General features: G+C 69.8%; 5 protein-coding genes and 6 pseudogenes. 6 read left to right on the plus strand and 5 right to left on the minus strand.

The genetic code is table 11. The annotated features are described in order from the left end of the window. Nucleotides 1–6: 6 nt before the first annotated feature. The 4 genes and pseudogenes from WJ438_RS38480 to tpg form a co-directional block, all read right to left on the minus strand. Nucleotides 7–594 (minus strand): annotated as a pseudogene (locus tag WJ438_RS38480) (IS6 family transposase); the annotation flags it as partial. Between the two features lie 265 nt (nt 595–859). Beyond that, entirely contained in the window at nt 860–2,296 is a 1,437-nt protein-coding gene (locus WJ438_RS38485; protein ID WP_406729250.1) for an NAD(P)-binding domain-containing protein, read from the minus strand. 531 nt (nt 2,297–2,827) lie between these two features. Then, nucleotides 2,828–3,709 carry a hypothetical protein gene (locus WJ438_RS38490; protein ID WP_406729251.1) on the minus strand — a complete coding sequence of 294 codons (882 nt, stop codon included), beginning with the start codon at nt 3,707–3,709 and terminating at the stop codon, nt 2,828–2,830. A 210-nt stretch (nt 3,710–3,919) separates the two neighbouring features. Next, a pseudogene (gene tpg, locus WJ438_RS38495) lies at nt 3,920–4,473 on the minus strand (telomere-protecting terminal protein Tpg). Nucleotides 4,474–4,957: 484 nt separating this feature from the next. On the opposite strand from tpg, the pseudogene WJ438_RS38500 reads away from it, so the two are divergent. The 6 genes and pseudogenes from WJ438_RS38500 to WJ438_RS38525 all read left to right on the plus strand — a co-directional run. Further along, nucleotides 4,958–6,738: pseudogene (locus tag WJ438_RS38500) on the plus strand (aminotransferase class I/II-fold pyridoxal phosphate-dependent enzyme). Continuing rightward, nucleotides 6,735–7,103 (plus strand): hypothetical protein, encoded by a 369-nt coding sequence (locus tag WJ438_RS38505; RefSeq protein WP_406729252.1) that lies wholly within the window; start codon nt 6,735–6,737, stop codon nt 7,101–7,103. The pseudogene WJ438_RS38500 and the gene WJ438_RS38505 overlap by 4 nt, the downstream one beginning before the upstream one ends. Before the next feature lie 96 nt (nt 7,104–7,199). Next, nucleotides 7,200–7,523, plus strand: a pseudogene (locus WJ438_RS38510) (helix-turn-helix domain-containing protein); the annotation flags it as partial. A gap of 112 nt (nt 7,524–7,635) precedes the next feature. Continuing rightward, nucleotides 7,636–8,232 (plus strand): transposase, encoded by a 597-nt coding sequence (locus WJ438_RS38515; protein WP_406729253.1) that lies wholly within the window; start codon nt 7,636–7,638, stop codon nt 8,230–8,232. 16 nt (nt 8,233–8,248) lie between these two features. Beyond that, a pseudogene (locus tag WJ438_RS38520) lies at nt 8,249–8,719 on the plus strand (phosphatidate cytidylyltransferase); the annotation flags it as partial. A gap of 259 nt (nt 8,720–8,978) precedes the next feature. Beyond that, nucleotides 8,979–11,459, plus strand: a pseudogene (locus WJ438_RS38525) (Helicase associated domain protein); the annotation flags it as partial. A 223-nt stretch (nt 11,460–11,682) separates the two neighbouring features. Here WJ438_RS38525 and WJ438_RS38530 read toward each other — a convergent pair. Next, entirely contained in the window at nt 11,683–12,237 is a 555-nt protein-coding gene (locus WJ438_RS38530) for an SMI1/KNR4 family protein (protein WP_406729254.1), read from the minus strand. Nucleotides 12,238–12,796: the final 559 nt, after the last annotated feature.

The following is a 12,796-nucleotide window of genomic DNA, read 5'->3' on the forward strand; positions in this document are numbered from 1 at the left end:
AGAGACCGCGAAGCAACGTGTTGATTCTTTACAAGCCCCGACGCTGCGGAAGCCTTTCATCGCCCGTTCGCGCTGGCGGGTGGGCTGGTGGCTGTGCTCGGCCCGGTGGTTCAGACCCTTGTGCGAGCGGTGCTCGACCGAGGGCATGACCTCGCGGTGGGCCGCGCCGTAGGAACGCAGCTTGTCGGTGATGACCACCCGCGGTACCGAGCAGGTCTTCTTGAGCAGTGTGCGGAAGAACCGCCTGGCCGCGGCTGTGTCCCGTCGGTTCTGGACGAGGATGTCGAGGACGGTGCCGTCGGCGTCGACGGCCCGCCACAGGTACTTCTGCTCGCCGTTGATCTTGATGAATACCTCGTCCAGGTGCCATTTGTCCCCGGGCCGGGGCTGCCGGCGGCGCAGCGCATCGGCGTAGGCCTGCCCGAACTTCGCGCACCAGCGCCGGACGGTCTCGTACGAGACGAGCACGCCGCGCTCCAGCATCAGCTCCTCGACCTCACGGAAACTGAGCGGGAAGCGGAAGTACAGCCACACGCAGTGCGAGATCACCTCGACCGGGTACCGATGCCCCCTGTACGACGGCGCACTGTCCACGGGCGGTCCCCCTCCATCATGACCAACCCGAAGATCATCCCACCCGGTCAGCCAACGTGACAGCACCCTTCGCAGGGCTGCGGCTCGATCCCCACCCCTCACACACAAGCCATCCGGCACGGCCCACGGCGCACTCCCCCTGGCCCCGGCAACCGGCAACCGACATCCCCCAGTTGTGCCCACCCCATGGATACGGGTCAGGGGCCCGCAGTGAGAGCTGCTGGGCCCCTGACCCGTAGTGGGGTCCGCCCCCGACCTCGGGGAGTTACGCCGCTGCGCTGAGCTCAGCGTTCTGCGGGGTCTTGGCGGGGTCTTCGGCGAGGTAGCGCTCGATCGAGTCGTCGAGTTCTTCGAGCCACGGTGTGTGGTGCTCGGCGGCCAGGGTTTCCGTCATGACCGAGCGGTAGACACGGTCGCGGTAGCCCATGATGTCGGCCTTCTTGTCGCGCTTCCACGCGAGGAAGATCTCGACGACCCGGTCGAGGTCGAACTCGGGGTAGTCCGTCTGCCGCAGCAGATCACGCACGTAGTCGGCCTGGAAGCGGACCTCTTCGGCGTCCGAGGAAAGCTTCTCGAAACGTTCCCGCCACTCGGCGATGGACGCGGAGCGTTCGGTCTCCGACGGCAGCTCGGCGCGGCCCAGGATGAGGTCGCGTACGTACCAGGCCTGCGCGTCGAACATGTTGAAGGTGAACCACTGGTCCTGCGCGCCGAGGTAGGCCAGACGCGGGTTGTCCTGCCACACGACACCGCGGTAAAGGCCGTCCGGGTACACGTTGTTCGGGGAGGCCAGCGCGAGCTCGTCGGGCAGGAACGGGTACTTGTGCAGGTAGCCGGTGCACAGGATGACGGCGTCGATGTGCTTCGAGGTGTCGTCGGCGAAGTGGACCGTGTTGCCCTCGATGCGCTTGATGACGGGGCGTTCCTCGAAGCCCTCGGGCCAGTCGTAGCCCATCGGCGCGGAACGATAGCTCGCCGTCACCGAGCGTGCGCCCATCTTGAACGCCTGGCTGCCGATGTCCTCGGCCGAGTAGCTGGAGCCGACGACGAGGACGTCCTGCCCCTTGAAGGCTTCCGCGCCGCGGAAGTCGTGCGCGTGGGCGATGTACCCGGGGAAGGTCTCGATGCCAGGGAATTGCGGCACGTTGGGGAAAGCGAAGTGGCCGCTGGCGACGACCACATGGTCGAACTCCTCGGTCGTCGTTTCTCCGGTGGGGAGATTCTCGACCGTGAGCGTGAAGACCTCACGCTCGGCGTCGTATTCCGTCCAGCGCACGACGGTCTGGAAACGGATGAAATCGCGCACGTTCGTCTTCTTCAGCCGGGCGGCGATGTAGTCCCACAGAACCGGGCGCGGCGGGTATGAGGAGACGGCGCGACCGAAGTGCTCGTCGAAGGTGTAATCAGCGAACTCCAGCGCTTCCTTCGGCGCATTCGACCACAGATTGCGGTACATGCTCGAGTGCACGGGCTCGCCGTACTCGTCGAGTCCGGTGCGCCAGGTGAAGTTCCACTGGCCACCCCAGTCAGCCTGTTTCTCAAAACAGACAATCTCGGGGATGTCCACCCCCGCGCGCGCTGCGGTCTCAAAGGCCCGCAACTGAGCCATGCCCGAGGGGCCGGCACCGACAATCGCTACTCTTTTTCTGTTCGTCACGTATGTCCCTTTATTTTCGCCATGCGGCCCCGTGCCCACCCTCACGGGCAGGACGGAGCCATCCGGTCGCCAGAATCCGCACGTATCGACCGGTTCAGAGAGGCGGCTTTCTTTTGACCGTAGCAGGATTGGCTCAGTTGCGCTAATTTGCTGTCGCAATCAACGACGTCAACCCGTCGGAGGTGCGGGCCGCGACAGCCGGTCCGGCCGTGCGGCTACAGGGCGACATCAAGCCCCACTCTCGGCGGATGAACTGCAGCTTCGTCACCTCGTCGGGTGCGACGGGGGGTCGTCCCCCGGGCTGGCCACGAAGGTCGTCGCCCTGCATGTCTTCACCCTTTGAACTTCACATCGGCAACGCAGCAGAAAGGGTGGATGGCGCCCTGGCGGAAATGTGCCCGACCGCAGCTCCTTCCCGGTCTGCGCAATCTCATTCCTCCGAGATGCAGAAGGAAGCGGATCCGCAATCTGGTTCTCCGTCTTGTCCGGTCCTCCCGCCGGCGCGGGGGAGCAGGTGCCGGTCTCCTCAAGCTGTTCAAGGGCAGAGCACGGGAGCACCGCATGGAGGGGCTGTGCTCATCGCCGCATCGGCAGCTCCAGCAGGCCGGCGAGCTCAGCGTCGGTCGCCGGCCTGAGCGTCGACAGAATGTGCCGGGCTGCGGACAGATCGGTATGGAAGCCTTCCACGGTCACGGTGTAGACCAGGCCGTCGCGGCGCAGACGCAGTTCCTGGTGCTCGTAGTCGCCCTCGTAGGTCAGCAGCTGACGGCCTCCGCCGTCGTCCGCGCAGCGGATCGGTTCGCCGATGGGAACGGGGCAGCCGCGGGCGTCGACGCGCCGGGGGTCGTGTCCCACGCGTGTCACGCCGAGGTGTAGTCGTGTGGAGTGGGGCCGCTCGTAATCGGCACCGAAGCCGTCCTCGCTCGCGCCCAGGACGTGCAGTGCGTAGCCCGGCGGCGGGTCGCCGACCCGTAGCAGGGTGTAGTCCACGCCATTGGCGGTGATCCACTTGTCGAGAGTGGGGGGCTGCGTGGCCGCCCAGGTGGCGTACACCCCGCCAACGGCGAGGGCGGTCGCTGCCCCGAGAGCGCCCAGCCTGACGCGGGTGCCTGGAAGGAAGAGCGCGGCTGCGAGCGCGTAGCAGGTGCCTCCGGCTAGGTAGAGCAGAAGACTTTTCTCCAGGTGATTGATCTTGAAGTTCACCACGGCGGCCCCGAACGCGCCGACCGTGCCGAGCGCGTAGACGCTCGCTGCCCATGCCCACAGCCCGCGCGCCCGTCGCATGAGCGGCACGACCGTGCGGACGGCGGCTCCGAGCCCCGCGAGCGCGACTACCGACAGAAGAGCCACACCGACGAGAGCGGCGGTGAACGGAGCCGCTCCATCGGCGAAGAGGGCGACGAGCACCGCCTGCAACTGCACGCCGGTCAGGGCGCACCCGGCCAGCCAGACAGCCACCAGATGAGCGATTGCGCGCCCCGCTTTCCTTCTCTGCGTCATTCGCATGATCACACCGGGCGATCGACTACGGTTCCCCGACCGCAGCAGAGAGCGACACAGAACTCGCCCGACCTGTTCGAACAACCACACTGGCCAGCCAAAGCGCTCAGCGGCCGACCGAGACGCTCAGTCACAGCCGGGAGCGTGACACCCAGTGTCCGGCCGGCTCTACAGGTCGAACTCCAGGTGCTCCACGTCGGTGAACTCCACCACCAGGCCGTGGGCCCGCCTGCTGCTGTCGCGGAAGTAGACCTCGCCGAGGGCTTCCCCGGCGATGCCGCGGAGCTGCTGTTCGCCGGCGCCGGCGTCCTGGGCGTCGAAGAGGCGCGCCGCGTGCTGCGGGGGCAGGGCGAGGGTGAGGTGGCGGACGCGGGCGTCGTCGGTGGTGCCGGGCGCGGCGGTGAAGCCGAACCGGGCACGGGTGTCGACGACCAGGCCGGTAGTAGTGGCGGCCTGGCGGCGGGCGCGCTCGCGGATGCGGGGCTGCCAGCGGGCGCGCACCGCCTCCTGAAGGCGCTGGGCGAGGTCCGCGCGGGGCCGGCGGATCTGGTCCTTCACGTACCGCTCCACGGTGCGCTGGGAGATCCGCAGCATCTGGGCGACGGCCTGGTGCCGTTGAGCTGCCTGACCAGGTAGCGCATCCGCGCACCGGCCGACTTCGGTATGGGGCGGGTGAACGCCTGCTGGACGGCGCGGTGCAGGCCGGCTCCGACGATGCCCATCGGGGGTCTCCGTTCATGATCGGCCGGGGGATAGCTGCCCGGCGCCGGGCGGAACGGGCCGCACAGCGGCGTCCAGGGCACACCGCGGAGCGGCTGAACGCGCTGGCGGAGCTGGGCACGGAATGGGCGTAGGCGGGTGCGGTACCGCCGTTCCAGTTTTCTGGAACGGCGGTACCGCACCCGCACGACAACGGGGGCGCAGCCGCCGCCGGACGCGCCCCAACCACCGTGCGGGTGGGGTCTCTTGCGCTTGGCTGAGAAACGGAAGGCCTGGATCGGATACTGAGGACCTGCGTCTGATGCGATTGCTGCAGCACGTGGGGCAGCAAGTTGTGATCGCTGTGGCGAACCTCCCTGGACGAAGCACGCGGGTGACAACTGCGCCTGAGTAAACGTACTCAGGCTGGTTGCGCCGCTCGGCCCTGGCACGGCCGGTCCAGATTCCCCACCATCAAGTGCTCCCCCATGTCGAGAGAGGATTCCTATGGGCCGTGACCTGCTGCAGCTGCGCCCCGCCACTCCGGAGGATCTGGAGTGGATCTACGAACTGCGTCACCGGGTGTACGCACAGGAGCTGGGCCAGCATGCGCCGGATCCGGCCGGGCGGCTTCGCGACGGACTGGACGGCGACAACGTCTACCTGGTCGCGGCGCGAGGAGCGGCCCGCATCGGCTTCGTCAGCCTGACTCCGCCCTGGTCGGGGCGGTACGCGCTGGAGAAGTACCTGCTCCGTGACGAGCTGCCGCTGCTGATGGAAGACGACCTGTTCGAGGTGCGCATCCTCACCGTTGAGCCGCGCTGGCGGACCACCGCGGCGGCCCCCCTGCTGATGTGGGCGGCGCTGCGTTGGATCGCCGCCCGGGGCGGTCGCCGGGTGGTGGCGATGGGGCGTACCGAGCTGCTCGACATGTACCTGGCCGTCGGTCTGCGCCCGGTCGGCCGCACCGTTCACAGCGGTGCGTTGACGTTCGAGGTGCTGACCGGCAGCGTGACCGAGCTGGCGAAGCTCACGATGGACCGGTACGGCACCACGCTGGAGTGTCTGCGGTCCACCTTGGACTGGCGGCTGGACATGGCGTTCGCACCCCGGCCGGACGGCTGTGAACACGGCGGGGCCTCGTTCACCGCCATCGGCGCGGACTTTCGTACACTGCACCGGCGCCATCACATCGTGGCGGCCGACGTGCTGGACGCCTGGTTCCCGCCGGCCCCGGGGTGCGGGCGGCACTGGCGGACGACCCGGCCTGGGCCGCCCGCACCTCGCCACCGACCGGCGCCGAGGGCCTGCTGTCGGACATCGCCACGGCCCGGGCGCTGCCGGCCAAGACGCTCGCGGTGGGCGCCGGCTCGTCCGACTTGATCTACAGAGCGTTCGGCCAGTGGCTGACCCCGGAGAGCCGGGTGCTGCTGACAGACCCGTGCTACGGCGAGTACGCCCACGTCACGGAAAGGGTGATCGGATGCCGGGTGGACCGGTTCCGGTTGCGCCGTGAGGAGGGCTGGCGGATCGATCCGGACCGGCTGTCCGCTGCTGTTGAAGCCGGCCGCTACGACCTCGTGGTGGTGGTCAACCCGAACAACCCGACCGGACGCCACGCGCCGGCCGCGGAGCTGCTTTCGCTGATCGCCGCCGCGCCGGCCCGCACCCGCTGGTGGATCGACGAGGCATACCTGGGCTATGTCGGCCTGACCGAGTCGCTTGCCGGCCTCGCCGCAACGGACCCGCGGGTGGTCGTCTGCACCTCGCTGTCCAAGATGTATGCGCTGTCCGGTCTGCGGGCCGCGTACCTGGTGGCCGAGCCGACCATTGCGGCACAGCTACGCCGATGGACCCCGCCCTGGCCGGTCAGCCTTCCGGCGCAGTTGGCCGCCGTGGCGGCCCTGCGCGACCCGGCGTACTACAGCGACTGCTGGCTCCTCACTCACGCGCTGCGCCGGCAACTGGCCGGCGCCCTGGCAGGGTTGGACAAGTCCGTGGTGGTCGAGGAGGCTGTGGCGAACTTCCTCACCGTGACCCTGCCGTCCGGGGGGCCGAGTGCCGCGCAACTGGTGAACGAGTGCCGCCGCCACGACGTGTACCTGCGCGACCTGTCGCCGTTGTCGCCGCAGTACCAGGGGCGCACCGTGCGCATCGCGGTCCGGGACACCGCCGAGAACGCGCGCATCGTGGCCGCGTGCCGGGCCGCCCTGGACGTGCTGCGGCCGGATCCGGCCCCGCGTGGTGCGATACCTGCGGGCGTTCCGGCTGCCGGATCCGCTCGATGATCACTGTGGCCTCCCTGGCGCCCTACCTCGGTGGGGCGCTGGTGCTGGGTGGCATCGCGGTGGCAGCCTCCCGGCGCCGTGAGCTGCTGATCCGGTGGTGTGCTTGGGCGGTTGGGGTGCCACTGGTCACCGGGGCGTTCTGGTGGGGCCGCCCGGGCGCTGCTGCTGTCGCCATCGTGGTCGGGGTGATCGCGGTGATGGAGTTCGGCGGGCTGATGCGGCTGGGCTGGGCAGACCGGCTGGTGCTGGCCGCGGCGGTGACAGGCGTGGTGCTGGCCGCCTGGCTGGCGCCCGAACAGGTGCTCCGGGTGGTCGCGATCGGGGCGCTTCTGAGCTTTGCGCTTCAAGGTGCCGGTTGTCCTTGATGGGTGTAGGCCGGTGGTATGAGGTATCCCGATAGCGGCGGCCAGAGTCCGGCCGAGCGGGACCGGCGGGAGCGGGTGCGGTTCGAGGCCGCCGAGATGTTCGAGCAAGGGGTGCGGCCGCCGGAGGCGGCCGGGCGACTGAGGGTGTCGCGCAAGTCGGCCTACGCCTGGCACGCCCGCTGGGAGACAGGGGGCGTGGAGGCCTTGCGCTCCAAGGGGCCCAGCGGCCGGCCGAGCCGGATCAGGCCGGAGTGGCGGGCGTGGCTGGCGGCAGAGCTGGAACGGGGGCCGGCGGCGCACGGCTGGGTGGAGGACCAGCGGTGGACGCTGGCGCGGGTGGCCACGGTCCTGGGCCGGCGTTTCCACGTCTCGCTGAGCGTCGCGCAGACCTCGAGGATCTTGCACCAGATGGGCTGGACGGTGCGCATGCCGGCGCACCGGGCCGCCGAGCGGGACGAGGAGGCGGTGGCCACCTGGGTGCGGGTGGGGGTGCCCCCGCTTGCGGGGGAGTGTGGCCGCGCGTGGAACGACGGTGAGGGACCAGGGCGCTTGGCTGTGCTTCGCCGACGAGGCCGGGCAGGGCCTGCGTCCGCCCAAGGCCAGGACCTGGTCCCGGCGCGGAATCACCCCGGTGGTGCGGGTGAGCGGCAAGGGCTCCGGCCGCATCTCCCTGGCCGCCGTGGTGTGCTGCCGCCCGGCCGCGCGTACCCGGCTGGTCTATCGCATGCTGGTCCGCCATCCCCACCGCAGGGGCGAGAAGACCGGCTTCAGGGAACCGGACCTCGCTGCCCTGCTGGACGCCGCCCACCGGCAGCTCGGCCGTCGGCCGGTCGTCCTGGTGTGGGACAACTCCACCCAGCACACCGACCATGCCATGCGCGAACTGCTCGAGGGGCGTCGGTGGCTGACGGTCTTCCGCCTCCCGTCGTACGCCCCGGACCTCAATCCGGCCGAAGGCGTGTGGGCGCACCTGAAGAAGTCCCTGGCCAACCTGGCGTCCTGCAGCACCGATCAGCTTGCCGCGCACACCCGGACCCGACTCAAACGCATGCAGTACCGCCCAGCACTCCTCGACGGCTTCATCGCCGGGACCGGACTGGTCCTGACGCCCTTACAGACCCCACCTTGAAGCGCAAAGCTCAGTTGCGGTGGCCGCGGTGCCGCTCCTGGCCGGCGATGCCGGCCATGGCCTGCACCGGCTCGGTGCCGGCCTGCTCGGGCTGGCCTGGCTGAGCGTGCTGGCCGCGTTGGTGCCGCTCGGGGCGAGCGCGCTCGTACTGTTCGTGGCGGTCTCGATCGCCGACATCGCGGCGTACTTCGCCGGTCAGGGGCTCGGCGGCCCGCGACTGTCGCCACTGTCACCGGCCAAGCGGTGGAGCGGCACTGTGGTCGGGGCCGCGGCCGGCCTCGCCGTGCTCGCCGTGCTGTCTGTTTTGAACTGGCCGATGGCGGTTGCGGTGGCGGTCGGCGGCCCAGCCGGCGACCTTCTCGAATCCATGATCAAAAGAGGTGCGCAGGCCAAGGACGCCGGCCGCTGGCTGCCCGGCTCCGGCGGGCTGCTGGACAGGATCGATTCGCTGCTCATCGCACTGGCCGTCCTGCTCATCCTGCGCTGACCTGTGAGGCCAGCCGACTCACACCGACATCCCTCATCCACACCCCCGAGCAGACCAACACTCGCCGGCCAGTGGATCAGAACTCACGAAACTGAGACAGCGTCACCCCGCACGCGATAACACCCCCGCGACAGCGATACCCACGGAACTCTCACCCTCATGACAGTGGCCCTACGCCCCGAAACCGCCACCCACCAGCATCAACACGCCCAGGCCCCGCTGTCTCTCACCCCACTGTCCCGAAACCGAGAGATCGCACCCGGGCGGCCGGATCCTGGTGACCGTCCCGACCCTGGATCTGCTCGCACAGACCGCTGAGGCGTGGCGGCTGGTGGGCCACCGCTCCCCGATGGTCGCGGTGTGCTCGCTGGAGAAGGACGAGGTCCTGGAGCGGCTCGGGGTGCGCACCACCACCAACGCGATCCAGCTCGCCCTGTGGGCCGGGAGCGGGCCCGTCGTCGTGTTCGCCACGTACGCCTCTCTCGTGGATCGCGAGGACCCAGAGGACCCCTTGGGCCAGAGGAAGGTGCGTGGGCCGCTGGAGGCTGCCTTGGCGGGCGGGGAGCTCCTGTACGGGCAGCGGATGAGCGGTTTCGACCTCGCCATCGTGGACGAAGCCCACTCAACCGCAGGGGATCTTGGCAGGCCGTGGGCGGCGATCCACGACAACGCCCGCATCCCGGCCGACTTCCGGCTGTACCTGACCGCCACCCCGCGCATCCTCGCGGCGCCCCGGCCGCAGCAGGGCACGAGCGGCCAGGCGCTGGAGATCGCGAGCATGGCCGACGACCCGGACGGGACGTACGGGCCGTGGCTGGCCGAACTCGGGCTCTCGGAGGCGATCGAGCGGGGCATCCTCGCCGGGTTCGAGATCGACATGCTGGAGATCCGCGACCCTTCGCCGGTCCTCGGGGAGTCGGAGGAGGCGCAGCGGGGCCGGCGCCTCGCCTTGCTGCAGACCGCACTGTTGGAGCACGCGGCGGCGTACAACCTGCGCACGGTCATGACCTTCCATCAGAAGGTGTAGGTGACCGCTGTGTTCGCGGACAAGCTGCCGCAGACGGCCGCGGAGCTGTACGCAGGCGACGCCTCCGACGACGACCTGGCGGCCGCAGATCGGCTCCCCGCGTCGTCGATCGACGCGGAGTTCTACGAGCTGGGGCCGGCCGTCACGTCCCGTCGGACCGGGTGTGGTCGGCGTGGCTGTGCGGCGACCATTTGGTGTCCGAACGGCGCGAAGTTATCCGGCAGTTCGCTGGCGGCATCGACGCCACGGGCCGGCGCGTCCACCGCGCGTTCCTGGCGAGCTGTCGCGTGCTCGGGGAGGGCGTGGACATCACCGGCGAACGGGGCGTGGAGGCGATCTGCTTCGCCGACACCCGCGGCTCGCAGGTGGAGATCGTGCAAAACATCGGCCGGGCCCTGCGGCTCAACCGGGACGGCTCCACCAAGGTCGCGCGGATCATCGTGCCGGTGTTCCTTCAGCCCGGCGAGGACCCGACCGACATGGTCGCCTCCGCCAGCTTCCGCCCTCTTGTAACCGTACTCCAGGGCCTGCGCTGTCACGATGAACGCCTCGTGGAACAGCTCGCCTCCCGTGCTCTCACCAGCGGACAGCGCACAGTGCACGTGAGGCGCGATGAGGACGGGCGGATCATCGGCGCCGGCGGCGACGGGGAGGACCAGGAGCAGGACGACGCGCAGGCCGCCGCCGAATCGGCCCTGCTGCACTTCTCCTCCCCCGGGACGCCAGCACGATTGCGGCGTTCCTGCGCACCCGGGTGTACCGGCCGGAATCGCTGGTGTGGCTGGAGGGCTATCAAGCCCTCATCCGCTGGCGGGCCGAGAACGGCATCACCGGCCTGCACGCCGTCCCCTACGACGTCGAGACCGAGGTCGGGGTCACGAAGGACTTTCCCTGGGGAGGTGGGTGCACCAGCAGCGGAAGGCGCTGCGGGCCGGGCAGCTTGAGGAGCGGCGCAAGATCCTGCTGGACGCGCCGGAGGCCGGGATGGTCTGGGAGCCCGGCGAGGAGGCGTGGGAGACGAAGCTCGCCGTGCTCCGGTCCTACCGGCGGGCCACCGGACACCTCGCACCCCGTCAGGACGCGGTGTGGGGTGAGGACGAGGCGATGGTGCCCATCGGGCAGCACATGGCCAACCTCCGCCGCAAGGGCGGCCTCGGGAAGGACCCGGAGCGGGCCGCCGTGCGCGCACAGCAGCTGACCGCGATCGACGCGGACTGGAACTGTCCCTGGCCGCTGGACTGACAGCGCCACTACCGTGTCCTCGCCGACCTGGTCGACACCGACGGCCACCTGCCCGATATCGCACCCGGCGTGCTGATGGACGGCGATCACATCGGGCGATGGCTTCAGCGGCACAAGCAGCCGGCCACCTGGGCACAGCTGTCGAGCGAGCAGCAGGAACGGCTGTCGAAGCTGGGCGTGCAGCCCGCCCAGACGCCGTTTGGCGCCCCGGCAGCCGCGCGTGCGGCGAAGGGCTCCAGCAAGGCCCAGGCGGCGTTCCAGCGCGGCCTGGCGGCCCTCGCGCAGTGGGTGGAACGGGAAGGCCAGCGACCGGTACCGCGCGGCCACGCTGAGGAGATCACGGTCGACGGCGAGACGGAACCCGTGGCCGTCCGGCTCGGCGTGTGGGTCTCCAACACCAAGTCCAGGCGAGACAAACTCACCCCCGAACAGCGCGCCGCACTCGCCGAACTCGGCATGGAGTGGGCGTAAGCGCGCCTGCTGGTCGTCGGAACGCGGTCCAGGCCCCTGGCCGATCGCCCAATCCAGGGCGTCGCCGTCGGCGGCTGCCGGAACCAGGCGGATGGTACTGGCGTGCGGCGGGCGGGTCGGGCTGGAAGCCGACGCCGGCTGGTGCTGCCTCGCGAATGCCGGAACCGCACGCAGGGGCCCCTTATTCACCGGTCGGTGAGGACTCCTCCCGGGGTCCCGCCGCTCAGTCGATGCGGTCGCTCAGGCCCAGCACCTGCGGGAAGTCACTGGGGCAGTTCCCGGGCATGCCCGGCACGTGGAGGGTCCGCCCGTACACGCCGGCCAGGAACTCGACGGCACCAACCGGGAACTCAATCCACTCGCCGTTGTCCGTGCGGACGACCACCGGCCATGCGTCCGGGTCCGCAGGGCTCGTCCTCCAGCAGAAGCAGTCCCCCGAATTGGACTCCGCCCAGCTGATCAGGCCTCCCGGCTGCGGAAAGGGGACGCAGTCCTCGGTGTCGCCCATCTCGTACAGATCCTGAAGGATCTCGTCCTCCCTGGACGCGGACGCCCACAACGCCTCGCCCCCGGGCCGGGGAACGGACACCGCGAGGAAATCGTCGATGAGCAGCAATGGGTACGCCTCCGCCAGCGAGCGGAAGTCCGAGAGCAGTGCCGTCCCGAGGTCCGCCTCGAGGGCGGCCCAGTCCACGCTACGCCGCGCCGCCGCGCGCCACCGTGTCATCGACGGCAGCACGGCCTCCAGCTCCTCGACCCTCAGCATGTCGTCCGCCAATCCGTGAGGTTCTTTGGCACGGGCCAGCTTGACCGCGTCCGCAACCACGACGCCGAGGCGGCCACCTCCACCCCCCGGCACGAGCAGCTCGCCGCACACCCTCCGGCAGCCCCGGCTGGGATTCGCGCGCCGGGCGCGGCACCAGGGCGCGGAGGGAGCGCACGGTACGTGGCCGGCCCGGGCTCTTCGGCCGGGACGCGGCGGCGTGGCGGCACGCGACGGCAGCATCGGGGTGCTCCTGGTGAAAAGTGCTGGTCATGCCGCGGATGTCGAACCTGCGTTCCGCGTAATTCGTCACGCCTAGAGGCTCGAACAGGCTGGTGACCTGCGAAAACAGGTAGGAGCGCATCGGTGGCGCGTTTCTCTAGGCATAGAGAAACGCGCAGGTCAGCAAAGCGCCAGACCATGCTGGTCGGCCGACAATGCCCCAGCAGCTCGCCCCATCAAAGCACCGCAGGGCGGCACAAAACGCCACCTGTACGCCGAGTGAAGCCCTGGGCCTCTATCGTGTAGATCGAACCTGGCGGTCGGACTGCCACCCCGCCGACCGTCGCAGGAA

It is taken from the genome of Streptomyces sp. GD-15H, assembly GCF_045291515.1.
Lineage (GTDB): Bacteria > Actinomycetota > Actinomycetes > Streptomycetales > Streptomycetaceae > Streptomyces.

What these genes read in the sequence shown, in the direction of transcription:
- WJ438_RS38505 (WP_406729252.1), top strand. Translation starts at nt 6,735, where the DNA reads ATGATCACTGTGGCCTCCCTGGCGCCCTACCTCGGTGGGGCGCTGGTG.